This window comes from Agromyces sp. NPDC058484 (assembly GCF_042720415.1).
Taxonomy (GTDB): Bacteria; Actinomycetota; Actinomycetes; order Actinomycetales; family Microbacteriaceae; genus Agromyces.
On record NZ_JBHXMP010000013.1, the window covers coordinates 22,254 to 45,172 of the forward strand.

Genomic DNA, 22,919 nt, shown 5'->3' on the forward strand with positions numbered 1-22,919 from the left:
AACTCAGCTGATGAATGCCTATCGCGGCGAGCCGACCGGCGGCTGCGACCGGGGCATCACGGCCGCCGCCGCGCGAGCCGCCGCCCACAGGCCCCATCCGGGAGCGTCGGTGGCGCAACGTCGGCGAGGCAGAACAGCAATACCACCACGGCTCATACGCGCCCGCTCCTCCGCCACGCGTCGGGCTCTGGCCTCGAGGACCGCGATACCCGAAGAAACCTCGCCATAGCGCTCCCCATCGTTGGGAACGCATGCAGCGACCTTGGCCGCCACGGTGCTGGACATCCCAGACAGGGAGCCCTATAGGCGTACTGCGTGATCACTCGTTGCACCGAACCGACCTGATCCCTCTGACGTCATCCGCACCATCCGCCGCATCGTCGCGCCCATTCCTCACCGATCGCGAGTTCACCCTTGACGTAGGCGCAGGGCAGCCAGCCTAAGCCCGACTCCCGTCGGGCCTCCCGCCCGTACGTGCTTTATTGTTCAATACCCAACGAAGACCCCCGCGCGGCGTGTGGGTTTGAAACCCCACCCCGCACGGAGGTCAGCGCAGTTGTCGATCGCTACAGTTGGCGACCGTGGCCGGTGGTCAGACGCGCTCCAGCTTTCGATCGGCGGTTGTGGCTTGGTCGTGCGCGACATCCGGCTGCTGGAGCCGCGGGAGGATGAGCACGCAGACCAGCATGATCACGGCCGTGACCGCCGGGATGAGTGCGATGTAGAAGATGCCTCCCCCGGTTGCTTGGAGGATCGCGGTCGCTGCGATCGGTGCGAGGCCACCGCCGACGACTGCCGCGAGGTGGTACGACAGGGATGCCCCGGTGTAGCGGGTGTCGGTGGTGAAGAGTCGAGCGACGTCCGATGCGAGCACGCCGTAGGCGGCGCCGACGAAGATCATCGAAACTCCGACCGCGATGTACAGACCCCACGGCGGAGCAACGGCGGCCAGGAAGAAGGACGGGAACGCCCAGACGAGCAGCCCGATCGCTGAGATGACATTGATCGGTTTCGTGCCGATGCGCACGCTCAGCACGGCCGCCACGACGATGAAGATGCCTTCGACGACCGCTGCAACGATGTTCGCAGGCAGAGAGAACGCCGAAGAGATCCCGACTTCATCGATCGCGTAGACGAGCATGAAGCTCGTCATCAGGTAGTAGGTGAGGAACACCGCAGAGAACGACCCGATGCCGACAAGGAGGTGCGGTGTCTGGAACTTGAAGAGCTGCACAAGAGGAACGGATCGCTTGTGCTCACGTGCCGAGAGCGCGAGGAACTCGGGGCTTTCCGCCACCTTGGACCGGATGATGAACCCGATCGGGACGAGGACGATGGAGGCGAGGAACGGGATCCGCCATGCCCATTCCTGCATCGCTTCGGGTCCGAATGCGGCGTTCACGCCGATCATCACCGAGGTCGCCAGGATCAGACCGATCGGGGAGCCCATCTGCGCGAAAGAGCCGAACAGTGCCTTCTTCTGCGGGGGGGCATGCTCCACGCCGATCAGCGCGGCCCCGCCCCACTCCCCGCCGGCGGCGAGTCCCTGAACCAGTCGCAGTGTCACGAGAAGGATGGGTGCGATCACCCCGACCTGATCGTATCCGGGCAACAGACCCATCGCGAATGTGCCGAAGCCCATGAGCAGCAGCGTCATGATGAGGGTCTTCTTGCGACCGATCCGGTCGCCGATGTGTCCGAAGATGATCGCGCCGAGGGGTCGGGCGACGAAGCCCACGCCCATGGATGCGAACAGGATGAGGACGCCGATCAGCGGGGTGACTTCGGGGAAGAACACCACGTTCAGGGCGATGACCGCGGCCTGTGCGTAGATGAAGAAGTCGTACCATTCGATGGCGGTGCCGATGACGGCTGCCCCGGCGACTCGTCTCATCGACGTCGCCTGGGTTGGTGTGGTGCTCATAGCTTCTGCTCCTTTGCATAGCCGTTGATGGTGTCGGATTGTCGTGCCTGGCGGGATCGTGCGGCAGGCTCGCCGATTCCGCCGCCGCCGCCGGTGAGGATCTCGATGCGGTCGCCGCGGTCGAGGATGCCGCTGAACACCGATGCGATCGGTTCGGTCGTGCCGTTGGCCCGCATCACCCGGAATCGGCCGACGCCGCCCGCGTTGCCGCCGTGGAGGCCTGGCGCCCCGGAGCGGTGCCGGTCGGAGTACCCGGCGATCTGCACACCGTCGTCGAGGGCTTCGTAGACCCTGCGGATGCCGAGCCCGCCGCGGTGCCCGCCGTCCCCACCGCTTTCCTCGACGAGGGAGTACTCGGTGATGGCGAAGTGGGTGTAGTCGGTCTCGAGAGATTCGATCGGAGCGTTCGCGCAGTTCGAGATGGGATTGTCAAGCGCGTCGGCGCCGTCGTGCGTCTGGCATCCGCCCCAACCGCCACCGAGGATCTCGACGACGACTTGGTAGTCGCCCGATTCCGCGAGACGGCTGATCGCGAAGGCGGTGGTCGTGTCGAACCCGGTCGCGACCGCGGCATCCGGAATCGCATCGCCCATGGCGCGGACGACGACGTTGAACACGCGGCTGGCGGGGGTGAGCCTGGCCCGCACCGCCGCGGGCGGCGCCGGGTTGAGGATCGAGCCGTAGTCCGTGAGCACGGTGATCGGCCGGTTGCATCCCTCATTGAAGGGGATGTCGGTGTCGCTGATCATGCACCGGATGGCGCTCTGTACCGCTGAGATCGTGGACGCGTAGGGGCAGTTGACGTTGCCGACCACCTGTGGGCCGCTGCCGCGAAGATCCACCGTGATCTCGTCTGCCGCGACGGTGAGTTCCACCTGAATCGGGATGTCCCCGGCACCCCATGGTTCGCCGTCGACGAAGTCGGACGCGGTGTACCGCCCGTCGGGGATCGCTCGGATGGCCGCGCGGAAGCGTCGTTCCGAGTAGTCCTGCAGTTCCTGCATGGCGTCGAGGGTGGGCTGGGCTCCGTAGCGGTTGGCGATCTCGGCGAACCTCACCTGTGCGATGCGGTTCGCCGCGAGCTGAGCTTCCAGATCCCCGATGACCAGGTGCGGAACGCGGACGTTCGCCTCGATGATGCGGCGAACGAAACCCCGTTCCCCCCAGTCTTTCGAAAGGGAGAAGGTCGACACCGGTAGCCGCAGGCCCTCCTGGTAGATCTCGGTCGCATCGGCGCTGAGGCCGGCGAACGCGCCACCGATATCGACGTGGTGTGCGGTGGTCGCAGCGAACCCGACGAGCTTGCCGGCGAGGAAGATCGGGTTGAACAGGTACAGGTCCTGAAGGTGCTGGCCACCCTTGTAGGGGTCGTTGTACAGGATGGCGTCGTCGTCGGTCAGCGCCGCGACGTCGATGTCGGCAAGGGCGTGCTGCAGCGCGATCGACACACCAGCGGTCATGATCGGGATGCATTCGGCTTGCGCGACGATCGCGCCGCGGGCGTCGGCGAACGCCACCGAGAAGTCCCTGGCCTCGCGAACGATCGATGAGAACGCGGCGCGCCTGAGGTTGACCGCCATCTCGCGGGCAAGGGACTCGAAGGCCGACTTGAACAGGCCGAGTTGGTGCTGGCTCATGAGCTGCTCCGTTCGAGGAGGATGTTGCCGTGGGGGTCGAGGGTCGCCTGCCAGCCGGCGGGCACCAGGGTCGTCGAGGTTTCATCCGCGATGACGGCAGGCCCCTCGACCGGTTGGATGAGGCCGCCGCGGTGCAGCAACGGCGCGTCCAGCCGCGCGCCGGCGATCACCATCGAGGTGGTCCTGGCCGGTTCGTCGACGCGTGAGATCTCGGTCCCCGCGGTCGGCGGCTTGGGGCCCATCAGGCGGAGCCGGAGGGTGACCAGCTGTGCTGTGCGCTGGTCGCTGGAGTGCCCGAACTGCCGCTGGTGCGCGGCATGGAACCGCTCGAGCAGCGTTTCGGGGTCCTCCCCCGGGGTGAACGGCACAGACAGTTCGAAGCCCTGGCCGCGGTAGCGGATGTCCGCGAGCCACGACTCGGTGAGTTCTCCGGTTGCGACGCCGGATTCGGCGATCTCGTCTCGGGCGGTTTCTGCGATGTCGTGACAGGCGTCGGCGAGTTGCCCGGTTCCGACATCCGCCAGGTCGGGCTGGAACCAGGTCACCGAGAAGTCCCGCTTGAATGATGCTGTCAAGAGTCCGTAGGCCGAGGTGAGGCCGGCGTGCGGGGGCACGAGCACCCGGTCCACGCCGAGTTCGTCGGCGACGGATGCCGCGTGCAAGGCGCCCGCCCCGCCGTAGGCGATCAGCGCGGCCCCTTCGAGTTCGTGCCCGCGTTCCAGTGAGACTTCGCGGATGGCGCCGGCCATCGTCACGTTCGCAAGCTGGATTGCATCTGCGGCGACCTGCTCGACTGGTCGACCGAGCGCGGCAGCGAGGGGTTCGAACGCGCGGTGCGCGGCGTCTCGGTCGAGGGCGAACCGGCCGGCCAGGCGGGCCTCGGCGGGCATCGCGCCGACCAGGAGATTGGCGTCGGTGATCGTGGGGCGGGTGCCGCCCCGGCCGTAGCAGGCGGGCCCGGGTGCGGCGCCGGCGCTCTCCGGGCCGACCGAGAGCAGGCCGCCTGCGTCGATGTGCACGATGCTGCCGCCGCCCGCGCCGACCGTGTGGATGTCCACCAGCGGCACCCGCAGCGTCAACCCGTCGACGGTGGTCTCGGTGGCGAGTTCTGGCTCGTCGCCCTCGACGAATGAGACATCCGTGCTGGTGCCGCCCATGTCCATCGTGATGATGCGCCCGACTCCGGCCGCGGACGCGATGGTGACCGCGCCGCTGACGCCTGCGGCCGGCCCGCTCAGGAGCATGGTCACCGGCCGGGCGATCGCCGCTTCAGGTGGCACGATGCCACCGTTGGACTGCATCACCGACATCGACCGGACACTGCGAGCCGCGACATCCGAACGCAGGTTCGTGAGATAGGCGCCAACCCGGGGTCGGATGAACGCGTCCACGACGGTGGTTGTGGTGCGCTCGTACTCGCGGAACTCCCGCACGACTTCGTGGCTGAGGGAGACCGGTACCGTCAGCCCGGCCTCGGTGATCGCCGCCGCGACGCGGCGCTCATGTTCCGGGTTCGCATAGGAGTGGAGCAGGCAGACTGCGATCGCTGCCACGTTGGACTCGGCCAGCGTCGTGATCGCCCGATTGAGATCGTCGTCATCGATCCCCCGCAGGACGGTGCCGTCAGCGGCGACGCGCTCGGAGACTTCGACGATGTTTTGCCGGGCGACCAGCGGTTGCGGCTTGGCGTAGCCGAGGTCGTACATGCGGGTGCGGTCCTGCCGCTGGAGGAAGACCAGGTCTCGGAACCCCTTGGTGGTGATCAGTCCGATCGGGCCGCCCTTGCGCTCGAGGAGCGCGTTCGTGGCGATGGTGCTGCCGTGCAGCAGCGCCGCACCGTCGGCGAGTCCGTCAGGCAGCCCGTCGACGCCTTCCATGACCGCGATCGAGGGATCGTCGGGGGTCGAGAAGACCTTGTTGGTCGCGACGATCTGCCCACGGTCGTCGACGACGACGATGTCGGTGAAGGTGCCGCCGCACTCGATTCCGATCCGCATCGTTCCTCCTGGGGTGTCGTTTCGATATCAGTAGCTGGGTGGGGAGATGAGCCAGACGGCCACCGCGTTGCCGCCATCGGCCTCGCGGGCACGGTGCGGTGTCGACGAGGCATAGGAGATGCTGTCGAGCGCGCCGAGCACGTGCGTCTCGGACCCGATGGTCACCTCGAGCCGACCGCTCACGACCAAGAGCGTTTCCTCCGAGTCGCCGTGCGCATAGAGTTCGTCGCCGGTGGAACCGTGGGCTTCGAACTCGCCGATGAAGGATTCGATCTGCGTGTTCGTGGTCGGCGTGATGCGCACTTTGCGGGCGCGGACGCCATACGGGTTGAAGCTGGCCGTCTCGTGCCGGTGCACCGACAGATGCCGTGGCTCGTTGAAGAGATCGCCCACCGGCATCTCGAGCGCTGAGCAGATACGCTGCAGCGTCGCGATCGTCGCACTCGCCCGATCCCGCTCGAGTTGACTGAGGAAACTCTCGCTGATCTGCGCTTCCGCGGACACGCTCGCGAGCGTCTTGCGCAGCACACGACGCCGAGACCTGAGGCGATCGCCCACGGTGTGGTCATTGAGGAGCACGTTCTCCGGCATGCCCACGAAGCTACAGCGCTCTTTCATGAGAGTCAAGTGTTCTTGAGTATCAGTTCATTTTTCTTTACTATTGAGTGGAGCTGACAACGTCGATGGTGAGGGTGAACTGATGATCAACGGAGACTTCGGATTCTGGGCGAATCGAAACGACCCGATCCATGCCGACCCGCTCGTCGAGTCCACAACGACCGACGTCGTCATCGTCGGCGGCGGCTACACCGGTCTGTGGACGGCGCTCTCAATGCACGACTTGGACCCGTCACTCGAGATCACCGTGCTCGAAGCCGAGCAGTTCGGGTTCGGGGCATCCGGTCGAAACGGCGGATGGCTCTCGGCCAAGCCCGTGGGCATGCGCAACGTCCTCGCGCGTCACGGGCGCGACGCCGTCCTCGACGTGGAACGCCGGCTCCAGGACACGATGGAGGAAATCGTTCAGGGCTTCGCAGCCGACGGCGTCGACATCGGGGCAGCACACGGCGGGTGGATGCAGGTCGCCCGGTCCGAGCCCGAACTCGCCAGGCTCCGGTCAGGCCTCGACGCGCATCGTGCATGGGGCCTCGACGAAACTCGGGTGCGCCTCATCGACGGCACCGAGTTCCGCGAGTCCATCCACATCCACGACGCCCTCGGCGCACTCGTCTCGCCCGACTGCGTCCGCGTCGACCCGTTCCTTCTGCTCCACGCGATCGCCGACCGGGCGCGTGTCGCGGGCATCCGCCTCCACGACCACTCCCGTGTGACCTCGATCAGTCCGGGCGTCGTGCGTGTCGGCGACATCGAAGTCCTGGCCCCCCGGATCGTGATCGCCACCGAGGGATACTCCTCGGCGCTCCCGAACCGCAAGCGCGAGCTGCTCCCGCTGAACAGCGCCATGATCGCCACCCGGCAACTCACCTCCGCGGAATGGGCACGCGTGGGATGGGAATCGGCCGCCGGGCTCTCCGGCTCCGCGCACACCTACTTCTACGGACAACGCACCCCCGACGGGCGCATCATCATCGGCGGGCGCGGCAAGCCCTACCGGTTCGGATCACGATTCGACAATCGCGGCCAGATCGACCGGGGCACCGTCAACGCCCTCGAAACCATCGTCGAAGACCTCTTCCCCGGCCTAGGCGCACGAGCCGACTACGCCTGGTGCGGCGTGCTCGGCGTGACCCGCGACTGGAGTCCGTTCGTCGACTGGGACGCCGAGACCGGAATCCTCGAACTCGGAGGCTACGCAGGCCAAGGCGTCACCGCCGCGAAGCTTGCAGGCCAGGCAGGCGCGGCACTCATGCTCAACCAGGCAGACCCGATCACACGAATCCCTTGGGTACGACCCAAACCCCGACGATGGGAACCTGAACCACTCAGATGGATCGGTGCGAACGGACTCTACAAAGCGTACTCAATGGCCGACTGGATCGAGCACCGATCCAAGACATCCCGCACTTCCATCGTGGCGAAAGCGGCCGACATCATCGCCGGAAGATAGGATCGGAGGCCCCTCAACTAGGACCGGGCGAAATTGAACTAGGACCGGGCGAAATTGACTTCGACACAGTTCCGTCGCGGCCATGGCTCAGCGCACAAGAGTAACTGGGAGCTGAACCTGCAAGTCCGTGCCGTTCACCTGACTAAATGCGTGGATTGTGCCGACCTCGGAAAGACCGATTGTCGCGTCCCTGAAGTGAACCACGATTGCGTCTTCCGCGATCGTGACGCTGTCGGCTTCGTAATTCGCCTGGGTGTTGCTCGACCACTCGAACACGTGGGCCGTGACCTTCTCATGGAAGCGCACACCGAACCGCTTGCCGCCGTTGCCGTCAGGTCCGTAGTAATCGACCCCATATCCGAAGTATTCGACTAGCGCGACGTCAGCCGCTTCCCCAAGATCCCATGTGACTGTGACCGACCGCTCATCTTCTTCCACGAGCACCGACGTGACGAGACGTGGCAGGGCAGGAGTCATGTTCAGACGATAATCGACGCTGCGGGCAACAGCATTCATAGCAAAGGGTGCCGCCGGAAAGGGTCGAAGCACGCGCCGCGGATGATTCCTGGCGACGACGCTGCCCAACCTCGGCTGGCGTGCCCCGAAGCGGCACACGCCCATCGACTGGAGCACGGTCTTGTAGTCACTTAATAGTCACAAAGTCGGCATCACAGTCGTTCACCTGAGTTCACACTTCCGCGAGATTTCGGGGCTCGTGAGCTCGGGTGAAGCCGAGTGAATCACTACTGGATATCTTCTGCTTCCCAAGCAGACAGCGCGGGTTCGATTCCCGTCATCGGCTCTTCGTGAATAATCCCTGATCAACATGCTTTTTTGACCGATGTCGACGCCCATGAATTCGATTTGTTTTCGTCGCATCACGGTTAACTCACGGTATCAGGCGCTCCTGCTCTTTCCGTGGGTCAGGCCCTGCCGGGGAGGACGGGTTTGTGGCCGCCGAGGGTGAGCATGGCGAGGGCGATGAGGGCGTCGGGTGATTTGAATCCGAACGCGATGCGGGTGATGAGGCGGATCTTGGAGTTCATCGACTCGACGCGTCCGTTGGACAGGCCGTGTTCGATCGCGGCGAGGATCGCGGCGCGGTGCTTGACGATCGTTCTCTGTAGTGTCACGAACGCGGGGATCCGGCACCGGCGTGCCCAGCCCACCCACTTGTCGAGCGCTTCACCGGCTTGATCGTGGGGCAGTTTGAAGATCACGCGTAAGCCTTCCTTGAGGTAGTAGGCCCGGCCGAGCCTCGGGTCGGTCTGCACGACCCAGGCGAGATTGGCCTGCTGCTTCTCGGTGAGGTTCTCCGGGTTCTTCCACAACGCATACCGGGAGTTCTTCAGCCCGGCGGCGCGAGCGCTGTCCGGGCGGGCCGGAGCGTCCTTGCGCGGCCGACCCCGGCTCCTTCGGGCTTCGTTCGCGCGGGCGGCTTTCCGGGCGTCGTTCCACGCGGCCCGGCGAATTTCATCGAGGGCCTCGGTGGCCCACTTCACCACGTGGAACGGGTCAGCGCAGCGAACCGCGTTCGGGCACTTCTCGGCCACCACCGCGGCGATCCACGCGGCCTCATCCGCGGAGACATGCGTGATCCGGGCGGATCGTTCCGGGCTCAGCGGGTCGAAGAACGTGACGAGCGTGGCCTTGTGCTGCCCCGGGACCGCCCAGACCAGCCGGCCGCTGTCGTGGTCGACGACGACGGTCAGATTTTTGTGTCCGCGCTTGTAGGAGATCTCATCGATCCCGATCCGGGTCAGCCCGGCGAACTGGTCGTGGAGCTTGCCGGTGTCGTCCCCGACCCGGGTGATGATCGCGCCCACGGTGCGTCACGCGATCCGCATCAGCTCGGTGATCGCGGTATTGGACATCTGGGTCGCCAGCCAGGCGACTTGCGCGTCGAAGAAGGCGGGTGTGACCGGTCTGGTGCCGAGACCACGGCACCGCCGCGACGGTCACCCCCGTGCTACCGGCACGACACCCAACCCTCGGCGCGTCCGCTTCCAGCTCAACCCGAACCGGCCCGGAATCCAACGACGGCCACCGTCTGCGGCCCTCGCCCTGGTCATAGCGTGGGCACCGCCGCCGGCAGATCCCGCACCGGTTCCGCATCGACCCCGTCGACCTCACCTGCGCGACCAGCACACCAGCTTCCTCGTCGAGATCGACCGCCTCGACCACCGTCTTCTCGACACCGAGCAGAGTTCGCCATAGCCGTGCATTCCGCACGCCGTTTCCCCGTCTGAAAGTTTCTATTCCTTGAACAGTCAGAAACCTAGACAGGAAGAGGCGTGCGGCCGTCCAGACGCCCCGAAACCACCCACGGTTACGTCAGGAGCGCCCAAATAGGGTTTGCCTCTACCTCACGCGGTAGACGGGGGTTGATCGTGGCGCGCTGCGCACGCTGCTGGAGCGCTCGCTCGCCGAACCGAGAACGTGATCGCGAGTGCCCTGAGAACGCTGAGCGCGCCACCTGCAGCACCCGGCAGGCGTATCCCCCGCCAGGATCATTGAGTCCGCCGTGCTGAGGATGCAGGGCTCCTTGTGCAGCAAAGTGAGGACCACATGTTCCCCGCTCGCCATAACCATGTCTCCCCCATCGTGGGCAGGCAACTCCCGGCTCCGCCGTCCCGGCGGCGAGGCCGTCGGGATCCGCCCGAAGACCTCGTCTTGCCCGGGTCGGCTCTTGGCGGAGACCGCCACGCCCGCCCCGGCGGTCGACTAATGTCCCCGGGCTACACGGCCCGTGGCCGTGGTGCGGCGGGCGGCGCCGCGGCTTCGGCTCGACGAGCGTGTTGCGGGAGTCGGATCGCGAGGGCGATGCCGACCAGGGCGAAGACCGCGGCGCCGATCGGTTGCGCGATCTCCAGCATCAGGAAGCCGAGGACGAACACGACGAGGCTCCCGGCGAATCCGATGCCGACCCATTTCAAGGATCGACCCTCCCGCGCGATGGCGATTCCGAGCACGATCCCGCCGATGAGGAAGAGCAGCAGGCCGATGCCTGCGGTCACGACCAGGGGCAGACCGTAGACGTCCTCATTCACCTGGTGGATTCCCGGCCTGTCCGCGAGGTAGGCGCGGCCGATGGCGGGCTGCGCGAAGGCGGCGACACCGAAGACCGCGACGAGGAACACGCTCCCGATGATGAAGCTTGCAGCGCCGAGGGTTGCGGGTACGGCCGTGCGACCGCGAACGAGGAAGGCGAGGACCGCCACGATTCCAAGCTGGCCGAGCGCCGCGCCGGCGATGCTCGCGCCGAGGTGGCTCACCAAGAACTGATCCGTGGTGATGTACTCGGCATAGCTCTGGAAGTCGGTGTCGTAGCTGGGCTGGTGCGTGATCGTGCCGAGCGCCAGCAGGGCACCGTAGACGGGGATCAGCCATAGGCCGGCCGTGGCGAATCTCGTCATAGGCCGAGATTCAGCAGACATTGTGGAACTCCATCTTTCGTTGGGCTTGAGGCAATCTGGGGACGAGAAGTGGATGTTACTAGCTAGGCTTGGAACTCACAGACGATGCCTCACAACTTCTACTCCCATTAGCGTCAATTGAGTAGTCCCCACTTCCGGCAGGCCGTTCCCGCTCGGGTGTCCCGATTGGTGGTGTAGCGCGCGGTGGCCGGAACCGGAAGCGACGACGCGGGCGGCCCGCCGTTGCGAGCCGCCCGCCTGATCCTCAGCGCCGGGTCATGGTCGAGTCGTACCCGCCGCCGCCGGGGTAGACCCAGGCGCCGTCCATCACGCGATCCCGGTCGCGGAACTCTCCGCGGAAGTAGGCCGGGCTCCCCTTCGGGCCGCCCCAGATGGTGAGCGTGTCGCCCTCCAGCTCGTACGTGTAGTCGAGCGTGTTCCCCGCGGAGTCGTAGAACCGGGAGACGACGTCCGTGCCGGCGGGCTCGCCGAACGGACGGAGGTGCCCGATCACCTCGAGCCCCACGATCCGCTCGCCGAACTGCTCCAGCTCGACGTGCTGTAGCAGGAAGTGCCGCCCGTTCATCCACTCGTAGCGCACGATGCCTTCCACGCCGCCGGTCACCGCCCACTCCCCGACGAGGCGGTCGAGCGCCGCGACGGCCGCGCTCGGGGCCGGGCTCTCGTTCGCTGCGTCGACGTCGCCGGCCCGGTCGGACGCGGCCGGCGTGGCGAGCAGGAACCCGCGCGCCTGCTCGGCGACGGACTCCGGAGCCACCCAGAAGGCGGAGTGGTCATGACCCTCCAGCTCGAGGACGCGGACGTTCGGCAGCAGTTCGGCCAACGCCTCGGCGCCCGCGCGGATGAAGGCCTCGCCGTTCCCCCCGACCGCCACGGCGATCGGGGCGTCGATTCGCCAGCGATCCCGGGGCAGGGGCGCGCCGTCCTGGAGCCCCTGCAGGATCCGTCCGTCGTACGCGTAGGTGTGGGCGTAGCGGACCATCTCCTGCCAGGACGGGTCCTCCTTCATCATCGGGAGGTACTCGGCGGGGACGCCGATCATCTCGGTCATGAAGTACTCGACGGCCTCGTCGCGTCGGCCCGCGGATACCAGCGCCTCCTGGTGCTCGACGTACCCGGCGGGTGCGGGGGCGCGGGAGTCGTCGACGATGAACGGGGGCTCGTAGAGGTAGAGGCCCGCGACCTGACCTCCGAGAGCGCTGGCGGCGTCGAGGGCGAGACCGCACCCGCCGGATCCGCTGGTCAGGAACACCGGTGCGCCGACGACGTCGATCAGTGCGGCGATGTCCTCGATCTCCCTGGCCGGGTCGTAGGGCTGCGGGTCGCCGCTCTCGCCGCGTCCGCGACGGTCGTAGGTGACGACGGTGAAGTCTGCGGCGAGCGCGTTCGCGATGCCGGCGACGCCCGTGCGGTCCTCGGTGACGTTGCTGATCACGATGATCGCCGGACCGGATCCGGTCGTCTCGAACGCGATCGTTGTGCCGTCCGTCGAGCTGACGGTGGCGGTCTGGATGTCGCTCATGATGTCCTCCGTGTTCGGAGCCGCCCCTCGGGCAGCTTTCACAGGAACATCGGAGCCGTCGCGACGTTCTTGACATCCCGCTGCGAAATAGATTCGAGACGATCGGAGCTCACGCCGTCGCGTCGTCCGCCTTGCCCCGGAGATACCGCGATTCGACGCGGTTCTCGGTGAGGTCGGCGGCGGCCAGGAAATCGGCGCGCGCCGCATCCGCGCGCCCTGCGCGCTCCAGGAGATGGGCCCGGATGGCGTGCGCGCGGTGGGAGGTCAGGGGAAGCTCGCGCAGCCCGTGTTCGCGGTCGAGCCGATCGAAGAGCTCCAGTGCCTGCTCCGCGCCGAAGGCGTGCGCGACGGCGACCACGCGTGCGAGCATCGTCGGGCCGCTGGGCTCGAGCCGTTCGAGGGCGACGTAGAGCGCCGCGATCTGCCGCCAGTCCGTCGCATCGGCCGTCGTCGCTTCTGCATGCACCGCGGCGATCGCAGCCTGGACCTGATACGGACCGACCGGCCCGCGCGACCACACGGACTCGATGAACCCCGTCCCCTCGGCGATCATCGCGCGATCCCACCGGCCGCGGTCCTGATCGGCGAGCGGCACCAGCTTGCCGTCGGCGTCCGCCCGGGCGGCACGGCGGGAGTCGGTCAGGAGCATGAGGGCCAGCAGCCCTGTCGCCTCGGCGTCGTCCGGGGACTGGGCGTGCAGCAGCCGTGCCAGCCGGATGGCCTCCGCGGCGAGGTCCGCGCGCACCAGCCGATTGCCGGCCGAGGCGGTGTAGCCCTCGTTGAAGACGAGGTAGAGGACCTTCCGCACCGAGGTCGTGCGTGCCGCGAGGTCGTCGCCGGCGGAGAACTCGAACCGCGCTCCGGCCTTGCGCAGCTGCTGCTTCGCGCGGCTGATACGCACCGCCATGGTCTGCTCGGTCACGCCGTAGGCATGCGCAATCTCAGCCGTCGTGAGCCCTCCCACGGCGCGGAGCGTCAACGCGATCTGCGAACCGGAGGACAGCACGGGGTGGCAGCAGAGCAGCAGCAGGTGCAGGCTGTCGTCGACGTTGAGGGCGACCCGCGTGTCGGGGTCGACGAACTCGGGGGCACCGGCGACGTACTCCTCCTCCCGGCGCCGCTCGGCCTGTGCGGAGCGGATCATGTCAACCATCCGTCGGTAGCCCACGCGGATGAGCCACGCACGGGGCTCCGAAGGGATGCCGTCGGCGGGCCACTGCTGACTCGCCGCCAGGAGCGCCTCCTGCGCCGCGTCCTCCGCGGCGTCGAACCGGCCGAACCTCCGGGCGAGCGCGCCCACCACGTGCGGCGCCTCGGCGCGCAGCACGCGGTCGAGCGCGTCGGCGTGGGTCGTCAAGCGAAGTCGTCGCCCATGATCGGCCGGATCTCCATCGGCTCGCCGAGGACGGCGACCATCCTGCCCACGATGTCCTTCGCACGATCGAGGCTCGACACGTCGAGCACGGCGAAGGAGGCCAGCACCTCCTTCAGTTCCGCGTAAGGGCCGTCGGTGACGACCACCGAGTCACCCTGCTTCTGCACGGTCGTCGTCATCACCGGATGGCCCAGCCCCTCGGCGCTGACGAACTCGCCCGTCGCCCGGAGCTCGGCCTCGAACTTCTGGTATTCGGCGAACGCGGCGAGCGCGTCCTCCGACGGCACGTCCGCGGTCGCACCGTCCCACGCGTCGGCCGGTGTGTAGCCAAGGATCAAGAACTTCACGACGCCTCCCCTGTCGTGGCGATGGTAGCCGCCGCCGGATCGGCTGTCACCCGTTCGCGTCGGCGGAGGCGTCACTCCGCGCCGGTGAGGACCACCAGCTTCCCGCGCACGCCCCACGCAGTCGGGCTACCGCCACGTCTCGATGCGCAACCTCGTCGACCCCATCCACGAGCACACCGAACTCGCCCGTCGGGTGCCGAGGACTACTGGTTGGCGGTGCGTGTCAGCGCGTCGATCGCGTAGGCGACGGCAACTGATCCGGGATCTTTGAGCCCGATGCTGCGTTCCTGGTGCCACGCGGCGCGGCCGCGTGCGGATCGTAGCTTTGCGACGTCGTCCACGCGGGCGGTGAGAAAGCCGCGCAGTTCTGCCTCGTCGATGCCGGAGTCGAGCTCGTCGAGGGCGGGCAGTAGCACGTCGAGCAGCGTCTTGTCGCCCAGCTGGGCCCCGCCCTTCTTCGACACGGCAGCGCCGATGGCACGGCCGATCGCGATCGCGGCAGCCTTGTCGACCTGCTGGGTGTCATCGACCACAGAGGATGCCGAGAGCATGCCAGAGCCGACCAGCGCGGCGAACGTCGATGGGTTGGCGGACGCGAAGGCGACGGCCGCTGCACGCAGGAGGGTGCTGGCGGCGGCATCATCCGGAACCTCGTTGATGCGGGCGGCGATAGCGCTGACCCCGGCAGAAACGGTCAGGCCGAGGTCGCCGTCGCCCAGGGCGGCGTCGAGGTCACGGAGTTCGTCTTCGTGGGCGGGCATCTGTTCCGCGAGCCGGAGCAAGGCGCCCCGCAGGTTGGAGGTGAACCCGGTGGTGGCGACATCCGTGTCGTCGTCGTCTCCGGTGGCGGCGTCAGCGTCGTGTGTGATCGGGCGGGGGATCGACGTTCCCGGCCGGTAGAACGGGGACGAGGCGGGAGCGTTGAGGAGCTCTTCGAGTTCGCTGTCGAGCGGCATGATCGAGATGGACGCGCCGGCCATCTCCATGCTGGTGGCGTACTCGCCGACGAAGTTGTAGGCGATGTGAGCGCCTTCGGCCTCGATGAGCTCGGCGATCTCGGAGTAGAGCACGTACAGCTCTTCTGGAGGTGTCGCCCCAAGACCGTTGACGAGCACGGCCACCCGGGACCCTCCGCCCAATTGCAGTTCTGCGTTGAGGTGCCCGAACAAGGTGTCGGCGATGGATGAGGCGGTCGCGATCTCGACGGTGTCGACGCCGCTTTCGCCGTGAATGCCGACACCGATCTCCATTTCTCCCTCGGCGAGCGTGAAGGTCGGCTTGCCGGCGGCGGGAAGGATCGTGGGTGCCAGTCCGACTCCGGCGGTGCGGACCGCGTCAGCAGCGCGCTGGGCGACTTCCGCGACCTGGTCGAGATCATCGCCACGGTCTGCGGCGGCACCGGCGACCTTGTAGACCATGATCAGACCGGCGATGCCACGCCGGGTGCTCGCGTTGTCGGCCGGTGCAGACAGGACGTCGTCGGCCCCGAGAACCGTGCGGGTCTTGATACCCTCGACCTCGGCCTGCTCGCCGGCCAGATCGAAGTTGTACACGTCACCGCCATAGTTGCCGTACAGGTACAGCACGCCGCTGCCGGCGTCGGCTGCTTTCGTGGTGGCGAGGATCTGCGCCGGAGACGGAGACGAGAACACGTTGCCGACCGCCACACCCGTGGCCAGGCCCTTGCCGACGTAGCCGAGGAAGAGCGGAAGGTGACCGCTGCCGCCGCCGGTGACGATGCCGACGCGGCCCGGCGATGTGGTGGTGACGACGGCGCGGTGATCGCGAGACGCGAATCGGTAGGTGTCGGGGTGGGCCCGGACGATGCCGGCGAGCACTTCGTCCACGAACTCGTGCGGATCGTTGATGATCTTGCGCAACGTCATCGTGTGGTCCTCATTCTTCAAGCAGGGGTGGCGGGGAATCCGCACGGATGCGGAGGGTAGGTTCACGTTCACGGGCTGAGGTGTGCCGGCCCGGTCGCCCGCGGGGACCGGGCCGGCATGTGGCGGTCAGGCGACGAGCGTGTCGATGAGCGGCTCGACCTTGGCCTTCTGCGCGTCGCTGAGCTCGGCGAGCGGGCTGCGCGCGGAGCCGGTGTCGATGCCCTGGTACTTCACGGCGTACTTGAAGATCTCCAGCCAGTGCGCGTCTTGGGCACGGGCGGGGTCCATGAAGTACTCCATGAACGGCACGAACTTCTTCCACAGCTCGCGACCCTTGTCGAGGTCCTTCTCGTCGCGCACTGCGGTCTGCAGTTCCCGGCACTGCTTGGGGAACGCGGCCGGCAAGCCGGAAAGCCACCCATCCGCGCCTGCGGCGTAGCCGCCCAGCGGGGAGTAGTCATGCCCGTAGAAGATGGTGATCCCCTCGGACAGGGCACGCAGGTCTGCCACGCGTGCCGGGTCGCCGTGCGCGGCCTTGATCGAGACCACCACGCCGTCGTCGAACAGCTCAGCCGCCTGGCGGGGCGAGAGCTCGTAGCCGGCGAAGTTGGGGTTGTTGTAGAGGCAGATCGGCAGACCGACCTCGTCGTGGATGCGGCGGATGTGACGGATCGCCGCCTCCTTCGAAGGGGTGTAGTAGTACGGCAGGATGACCATCAGCTGGTCCGCGCCGGAGGCCTTGGCCGCATGTGCGAGCTTCAGGGTCTCGGCGGTGCCGTACTTGCCGACGCTGGCGAGCACCGGAACCTGGCCGGCGACGAATCGCGTCACGTGATCGATGATCGCGATCTGCTCGTCGTTGTCCATCGCGAGCATCTCACCGGTGCTGCCGGCGACCGAGATCGAGTCGGCACCGTTCTCCAGCAGCCAGGTGATGTACCGTTCCTGCGCGGCGGGGTCGTACTGCTCGTTGCCATCCCAGGCGGTGAGGGAGGCGGGGGTGATTCCACGTGCGGCGGATGCCATGGTGTTTCCTTTCTGGATGTCGGCATTGCGCCGACGTTCTGGTGGGAGGTGTGTGTGAGCTTCTGATCGGATTCGGGGTGACTGCGCCGGTCAGACGGCGACCCTTTCGGGGGCGGGCGGTTCGACATAGCTCGCCTCGCCCTGGCGCAGGCCGGCGGCGCTGATGGCGGAGATGAGGCCGACGACGAGGACGTAGACGAGAACCAACGGCCAGCCGCCCCCGGCAGCAGCGATCAGGGCCGAGCCGATCAGCGGGGAAAGCCCCCCGCCGAGGGTGGCGCCGATCTGCTGCGTTGCAGACAGGCCGCTGTAACGCACCTGCACGGGGTAGAGATTCGCGAACAGTGACGCCTGGCTGCCGTACATCGACCCGTGGCCCACGCCGAACGCGATCACCATCGCGAGGGTCAGCAGCACGAAGTCGCCCGTGGAGATCATCAGGAAGAACGGCACCGCGAACAGGATCTGGAAGACCGCACCCGCGACGTAGACCTTGCGGCGCCCGATGCGGTCGCTGAGCCATCCGAAGAACGGCAACGTGAACACCTCGACACCGACGCCGATCAGGATCGCGGTGAGTATCGGCCCGCGTTCCTGGCCGAGTTCGACGGTGACGAGTGCGATCGCGACGACGTAGTAGATGTTGAACAAGCCGCTCTCGGCCATCTTCGCGAGGATCGACAGAACCAGTCTGCCGGAGTAGTTGCGGAAGATGTCGGCGATCGGGACCTTGGTGAGTTCCTTCTGTTCACGAGCTGCGATGAACTCGGGGCTCTCGGTGACGCGCATGCGGATGTACACGCCGACGCCGATGAGGAGGATGCTCGCCAGGAACGGGATCCGCCACGCCCAGGCCTCATACGCACCGTCGGGGAGGGTGGCATCGAGGATCGTGACGAACGCGGTGGGGAGGAGCACGCCCGCGGGCGTGCCGACGTGCACGATCGACGTGAACAGCCCCTGGCGAGGCTTGGGGCTGTATTCGAGCGCCATCAGCACACCGCCTCCGTACTCGCCGCCCATGCCGAGCCCTTGGACCAGGCGAATCACGACGAGCAGGATCGGCGCCCAGACACCGATCTGGTCGTAGCCGGGAAGCAGACCGATCGCGAACGTGCCGATGCCCATCATCAGCATCGTGATCACGAGGATGTTCTTGCGGCCGAGCTTGTCGCCGTAGTGGCCGAACAACAGCCCACCGATCGGACGTGCGAGGTAGCCGACGAAGAACGTCGCGAATCCCGCGAGGACGCCGACGATGGGCTCCGCGCTCGGAAAGAACACCGGCCCGAATACGAGGGCGGCAGTGGTGGCGTACAGCGTGAAGTCGTAGTACTCCACCGTCGTGCCGAGCGTGCTCGCGACGACGACTTTACGCAACGAGGTGGATCGTTCGGATTGAGACTTCGTGGTCATGCCCACTCCTATGTGAGAAACTTGGAACATCTGAACGCTAATCGATCAGCGACTAGCGGTCAAGTCGAAATCTCGATAAGGTCGTGACTACGATCGGCAGCAGAGGGGGTCCGAGATGGTGAGCACCGCAGACGCCACACAGAGCGGCGGCGTATCAGATCTGATCTCCGACCGGCTCTACCGGATTCTCACCGACCGCATCATCGCCGGTGAACTCCAGCCCGGCTCCCGCATCGACCCCGCGGCGATCGCTGCGGAGTTCGAGATCTCGCGGGCGCCGATTCGTGACGCTTTTGCGAGGATGGAATTCGAGCAACTCGTGGAGACCAAGGCTCGCTACGGAACGTTCGTCGTGCGCCCCACGGTGCGCGACATCCATGAGGTGTGCCAGTTCCGCAAGGCGGTGGAGTGGCTGGCGACCGGCCTCGCCACGAACGACATCGACCGGCAGGTACTCCGAGACCTCCGTCGTGAGGCCGAAGAGGCGCTCGTCGCCGCCGAACAGGGCGTATATGAGCCGTTCTTCGAGAGCGACCGGAACATCCACCAGACGATCATCGCGACCACCGGCAACTCGCGGCTGCTGCGGGCCCGCGCCGGCGTGGAGCCATGGGTGGCGTGGCTGCGGGTGCTGGGCGCAACGGGTGTGCACCGTATCGCGGGTTCGACGGTGCGCCACCTCGAGATCCTGGATGCGATGCTCGCGAAGGACGTGGAGGCGGCGCAGGCCGCCGCCGCGGTGCATCTCGACGAAGTCGAGGCGTGGGCGGTCGAGGACTTCCAGCGCGATCGCGAACCGTCCGTGCTCGCGGCCGACGACGTGCAGCGCACCGTGAGTTAGTCGCCTGCGGCCGACGTCTCCTCGGTGGCGCCCGACAGCAGGTTCTGCAGGAGGTCGGGGATGGGGATCTCTCCGAGTGTGAGGAACGTCTCGAACCGTTGCAGCCCCGGGATCGGGAACACGCGGTCGAGCAGCATCTCCTGCAGATGCCGGTGGTCGCTGACGCGGAACCGGGCGATCAGGTCGTAGCGTCCGGTGACGTGCGTGAGCCCCTCGAGTTCAGGGACTGCGCGAAGTTCGTCGAGGATCTGCTGGATATCGACGCCGGGGGTCACCGTCATCGGGATGAACACGCGTATCGGTGCCCCGACAGCCCCCCAATCGATGTCCACGGTGTAGCCGCGGATCACCCCCGACTTCTCCAGGCGTGAGATCCGCTCGGCGATCGCGGGAGCGGACATCCCGATCGTGCGCGCTAGGTGCCGTTGCGACACGCGGGCGTCTTTGCGCAGTTCGGTCAGGATGCGACGGTCGATGTCATCGAGATTCGCTTGCGGCGACATCCGCTCGACGTGCCGTGAGAGGCCCGCCGCCGGCGCTCGCGATCGCTGACCACGCTGCTCACCGGATGTCGCCACGCGCGCCTCCTCGATTGATCGGTCTGCCGAGCTCGTGCACACCCGAGTATGTCAGGGCTGCTGGACGAGCCGGTCACACAGCGCGTCTAGTGGATGCTGCGCAGGAACTGCTTGGTGCGCTCGTGCTGCGGTGCGTCGAAGAACTCCGATGGGGGTGCTTCTTCGACGATCTCTCCTCCGTGCATGAAGATGACGCGGTCCGCGGCCTGCCGGGCGAAGCCCATCTCGTGCGTGACGACGATCATCGTCATTCCGCCGGCGGCGAGGTCGAGCATCACCTGCAGCACGTCCCCGACCAGTTCCGGGTCGAGCGCGGAAGTGGGTTCGTCGAACAGCATGACCTTCGGATTCATCGCGAGCGCCCGCGCGATCGCGACCCGCTGCTGCTGACCGCCGGAGAGCTGTGCGGGATAGGCGCTCTCCTTCTCACCGAGCCCGACCCGCTCCAGCAGTTGGCGTGCCTTCGCGACCGCGGCTTTGCGCGGCTGCTTGAGGACACCGGTGGGAGCTTCGACGATGTTCTGCAGCACGGTCAGGTGTGAGAACAGGTTGAATCGTTGGAACACCATTCCGATGGGCTTGCGCTGCACCGCGACCTGTGTCGGGGTGAGCTCCCGGTACACCTGGCCGTGGGGTTCGTAGCCGATCAGTTCCCCATCCACCCAGATCTCGCCGGAGTTGATGGTCTCGAGATGGTTGATCGAGCGGAGGAAGGTGCTCTTGCCGGCACCCGACGCACCGAGGAGGCAGACGACTTCTCCGCGCTGCACGTCGAGGTCGACGCCCTTGAGGACTTCGACATGGCCGAAGGACTTGGTCACGGCACGGGCGGAGACGATGGGGCCCGGAGTGATGTCGTTCACTTCTTCTCCTCCGTGATCGGCGACACCGCGGGCTGCGACGTGAACTCACGCGTGAGCGGCAGGGCGAGCGCCTTCGCGATGATGGCGCGGATGCTGAACGGGGTTCTGGGGGTGACGCTGGAGTCCAGCGTCCGCTCGAGGAAGTACTGGGCGGTGCTCGTGACCGTGATGATGACCATGTACCAGAACGCCGCGGCGAACAGGGTCTCCATGACCTGCAGGTTGACGGATGCGATGTTCTGTGCAGCTCGAAGCAGTTCGGGATAGGTGACGACCGCGGCGAGCGAGGTCGTCTTGAGCATGTTGACGAAGTCGTTCCCGGTTGGCGGGATGATCACTCGGAGCGCTTGCGGGAGCGTGATGCGCCGCATGGTGCGACCAGGGGACATGCCCAGCGCCGATGCCGCCTCGATCTGCCCGAGGTCGACGCTCTTGATCCCGCCCCGCACGATCTCCGCCATGTACGCGGCCTCGTTGAGCGCCAGTCCGAGGAACGCGGCCACGAACGGGGTCATCAGCGCATTGGTGGATTCGTCGAGCAGGACGACGTCGGTGAACGGCACGGTGACGGTCACGCGCGGGATCACCAGAGCCAGGTTGTACCAGATCAGGATCTGCAGCAGCACCGGAACGCCGCGGAAGATCCAGATGAAGAAGGATGCGGCCGCCGCCGCGACCGGGTTCGCTGAGAGGCGCATGACGGCCACGATCACCCCGAGCACGATCGCGACGAACTGGGAGACCACCGCGAGCACGATGGTGTTCCAGACGGCCTGCAGCACGAGCGGGTAGGTGATGTACCCGACCACGCTGGGCCAGTCGATGCGTGCTTGGGCGAGAGCGACGATCACCCCGGCGATGACCGCGATGATCACGGCCGCGGCGACCCACCGCCACGGGTGCTTCCGCCTGACGGTCGGCATCTGGATGCGGATCGCGCGAGTGGGTGTGAGCTCGTTCATGCTGGTCATGGTGTACTCGCCTCTCAGCGAACCGGAACGGTGGATCAGTTGCCGCCGTTGATGGAGGCCTCGGTGCGGGCGCCGCGGGCGAGGCCCCACGCGTCGAGGATCTGCTCGTAGGTGCCGTCGTCCATCAGGGACTGCAGCGCGGCCTGGACCGCATCACGGACGTCGGAGTTGTTCTTGTTGAAGCCGATCCCGTACGGTGCGGCCAGGAGCGGCTCGGTGTCGAGGACCTCGAAGTCATTGCCGTTGCCGGCGGTCTGGGACACGTAGACGACGTAGGGGAGGTCATTGAGTGCTGCGACGACGCGGCCGGTCTTCAGGTCGTTGAGGCGCTGCTGGTCGCTGGGGTTGGTGACGATGTTGATGGTCTCCCCGTTCTCGCACAGGTTGGGGCTCTCCTCGGTCACCCACGCGACCGACGTGGATCCCTCGACGCCGTTGACGTCGTGGCCGCACAGGTCTGCCGTCGTGGTGATGCCTTCGGGGTTGCCCTTCTGGATCAGGATGCCGATGCTCGAGTCGAAGTAGTCGACGAAGTCGATCACCTCCTGCCGCTTGACGTTGTCGTTCATTGCGGCGATCGTCAGGTCGACCCGTTCGGTCTCGAGGCTGTTGATGAGGGTGTCGAACTGCATGTTCTCGATCTGCACATCGACGCCGAGCTTGCCGCCGATGGCATTGATGATGTCGATCTCGTCTCCGATCGGGGTGGTGCCGTCGCCGGCGAGGAAGGTGGTGGGCGGGGACTGCAGGTTCGATCCGACGGTGAGCGAGGTGGTGCCCTCCGGGAGGCGGGCTGCGGCGTCCTCGTCGACCTCGACGGCCGCGACGATCGGTGCGGTGACGTCCTGCGGGAGCCCGGTCGTTCCGCTGGTGTCAGCGCTGTTCGTCGACGAGGGTGTGCCGACTGCGGTGCTGCTGCACGCGCTCAACGCGAGAGCGGCGACTGCGGCGAGGACGAGGGCATTGGTGCTGGTGGTGCGCTTCATTGCTGTTCCAATCTGTGTGGGGTGACGGTCGACGTGGCGAGGACC

Annotated in this window: 18 protein-coding genes, 1 tRNA gene and 1 pseudogene; 3 read left to right on the forward strand and 17 right to left on the reverse strand. The window is 66.7% G+C overall.

Annotation, left to right across the window (positions count from 1 at the left end):
• Nucleotides 1-592: 592 nt before the first annotated feature.
• Genes ACFWN7_RS11775 through ACFWN7_RS11790 form a run of 4 tightly spaced genes read right to left on the reverse strand, consistent with a single transcriptional unit; the run spans nt 593 to nt 6,149 of the window.
• Nucleotides 593-1,924, reverse strand: coding sequence for an MFS transporter (locus ACFWN7_RS11775; protein WP_376939000.1), 1,332 nt, complete (start codon nt 1,922-1,924; stop codon nt 593-595).
• Complete coding sequence (locus tag ACFWN7_RS11780; protein WP_376939001.1) at nt 1,921-3,561, reverse strand: hydantoinase B/oxoprolinase family protein; 1,641 nt, start codon at nt 3,559-3,561, stop codon at nt 1,921-1,923. The genes ACFWN7_RS11775 and ACFWN7_RS11780 overlap by 4 nt, the downstream gene beginning before the upstream one ends.
• Nucleotides 3,558-5,558, reverse strand: coding sequence for a hydantoinase/oxoprolinase family protein (locus tag ACFWN7_RS11785; protein WP_376939002.1), 2,001 nt, complete (start codon nt 5,556-5,558; stop codon nt 3,558-3,560). The genes ACFWN7_RS11780 and ACFWN7_RS11785 overlap by 4 nt, the downstream gene beginning before the upstream one ends.
• A 27-nt stretch (nt 5,559-5,585) precedes the next feature.
• Nucleotides 5,586-6,149 (reverse strand): helix-turn-helix domain-containing protein, encoded by a 564-nt coding sequence (locus ACFWN7_RS11790; protein WP_376939003.1) that lies wholly within the window; start codon nt 6,147-6,149, stop codon nt 5,586-5,588.
• Between the two features lie 109 nt (nt 6,150-6,258).
• Here ACFWN7_RS11790 and ACFWN7_RS11795 point away from each other — a divergent pair, with 109 nt between their 5' ends.
• The gene (locus ACFWN7_RS11795) at nt 6,259-7,626 is read left to right on the forward strand and encodes an NAD(P)/FAD-dependent oxidoreductase (RefSeq protein WP_376939004.1); all 1,368 of its coding nucleotides are present in this window, start codon (nt 6,259-6,261) and stop codon (nt 7,624-7,626) included.
• Nucleotides 7,627-7,713: 87 nt separating this feature from the next.
• Here ACFWN7_RS11795 and ACFWN7_RS11800 read toward each other — a convergent pair whose 3' ends face one another.
• Nucleotides 7,714-8,103 carry a hypothetical protein gene (locus ACFWN7_RS11800; protein ID WP_376939005.1) on the reverse strand — a complete coding sequence of 130 codons (390 nt, stop codon included), beginning with the start codon at nt 8,101-8,103 and terminating at the stop codon, nt 7,714-7,716.
• 253 nt (nt 8,104-8,356) lie between these two features.
• Between ACFWN7_RS11800 and ACFWN7_RS11805 the strand changes: the two genes are divergently transcribed.
• A tRNA-Gly gene (locus tag ACFWN7_RS11805) sits at nt 8,357-8,428 on the forward strand.
• A gap of 121 nt (nt 8,429-8,549) precedes the next feature.
• Here the strand turns inward: ACFWN7_RS11805 and ACFWN7_RS11810 are convergent.
• The 8 genes and pseudogenes from ACFWN7_RS11810 to ACFWN7_RS11845 all read right to left on the reverse strand — a co-directional run bounded on the left by ACFWN7_RS11810 (nt 8,550) and on the right by ACFWN7_RS11845 (nt 18,635).
• Nucleotides 8,550-9,858, reverse strand: a pseudogene (locus ACFWN7_RS11810) (ISL3 family transposase).
• Between the two features lie 506 nt (nt 9,859-10,364).
• Entirely contained in the window at nt 10,365-11,042 is a 678-nt protein-coding gene (locus tag ACFWN7_RS11815; RefSeq protein ID WP_376939006.1) for a hypothetical protein, read from the reverse strand.
• Nucleotides 11,043-11,307: 265 nt separating this feature from the next.
• The gene (locus tag ACFWN7_RS11820; protein WP_376939007.1) at nt 11,308-12,585 is read right to left on the reverse strand and encodes an alpha/beta fold hydrolase; all 1,278 of its coding nucleotides are present in this window, start codon (nt 12,583-12,585) and stop codon (nt 11,308-11,310) included.
• A 109-nt stretch (nt 12,586-12,694) separates the two neighbouring features.
• Nucleotides 12,695-13,942, reverse strand: coding sequence for an RNA polymerase sigma factor (locus ACFWN7_RS11825; RefSeq protein ID WP_376939008.1), 1,248 nt, complete (start codon nt 13,940-13,942; stop codon nt 12,695-12,697).
• Nucleotides 13,939-14,307 (reverse strand): YciI family protein, encoded by a 369-nt coding sequence (locus ACFWN7_RS11830; protein ID WP_376939009.1) that lies wholly within the window; start codon nt 14,305-14,307, stop codon nt 13,939-13,941. Before ACFWN7_RS11830 ends, ACFWN7_RS11825 begins: the two co-directional genes overlap by 4 nt.
• 203 nt (nt 14,308-14,510) lie before the next feature.
• Entirely contained in the window at nt 14,511-16,193 is a 1,683-nt protein-coding gene (locus tag ACFWN7_RS11835; RefSeq protein ID WP_376939010.1) for a dihydroxyacetone kinase family protein, read from the reverse strand.
• A 126-nt stretch (nt 16,194-16,319) separates the two neighbouring features.
• Nucleotides 16,320-17,219, reverse strand: coding sequence for a dihydrodipicolinate synthase family protein (locus ACFWN7_RS11840; protein WP_376939011.1), 900 nt, complete (start codon nt 17,217-17,219; stop codon nt 16,320-16,322).
• Nucleotides 17,220-17,309: 90 nt separating this feature from the next.
• Nucleotides 17,310-18,635: an MFS transporter gene (locus tag ACFWN7_RS11845; protein WP_376939012.1), complete on the reverse strand. Its 1,326-nt coding sequence runs from the start codon at nt 18,633-18,635 to the stop codon at nt 17,310-17,312.
• A 115-nt stretch (nt 18,636-18,750) separates the two neighbouring features.
• On the opposite strand from ACFWN7_RS11845, the gene ACFWN7_RS11850 reads away from it, so the two are divergent.
• Nucleotides 18,751-19,476, forward strand: a complete 726-nt coding sequence (locus ACFWN7_RS11850) for a GntR family transcriptional regulator (RefSeq protein WP_376939013.1) — start codon at nt 18,751-18,753, stop codon at nt 19,474-19,476.
• On the opposite strand, the gene ACFWN7_RS11855 is transcribed toward ACFWN7_RS11850, so the two are convergent.
• From ACFWN7_RS11855 to ACFWN7_RS11870, 4 genes are all read right to left on the reverse strand, one after another.
• The gene (locus ACFWN7_RS11855) at nt 19,473-20,054 is read right to left on the reverse strand and encodes an Lrp/AsnC family transcriptional regulator (protein WP_376939014.1); all 582 of its coding nucleotides are present in this window, start codon (nt 20,052-20,054) and stop codon (nt 19,473-19,475) included. The two genes, ACFWN7_RS11850 and ACFWN7_RS11855, sit on opposite strands and share 4 nt — an antisense overlap.
• 86 nt (nt 20,055-20,140) lie before the next feature.
• Nucleotides 20,141-20,908 carry an amino acid ABC transporter ATP-binding protein gene (locus ACFWN7_RS11860; RefSeq protein ID WP_376939084.1) on the reverse strand — a complete coding sequence of 256 codons (768 nt, stop codon included), beginning with the start codon at nt 20,906-20,908 and terminating at the stop codon, nt 20,141-20,143.
• Between the two features lie 5 nt (nt 20,909-20,913).
• Nucleotides 20,914-21,879 (reverse strand): amino acid ABC transporter permease, encoded by a 966-nt coding sequence (locus tag ACFWN7_RS11865; RefSeq protein ID WP_376939015.1) that lies wholly within the window; start codon nt 21,877-21,879, stop codon nt 20,914-20,916.
• A 44-nt stretch (nt 21,880-21,923) separates the two neighbouring features.
• Nucleotides 21,924-22,874, reverse strand: a complete 951-nt coding sequence (locus ACFWN7_RS11870; protein ID WP_376939016.1) for an ABC transporter substrate-binding protein — start codon at nt 22,872-22,874, stop codon at nt 21,924-21,926.
• Between the last annotated feature and the right edge of the window lie 45 nt (nt 22,875-22,919).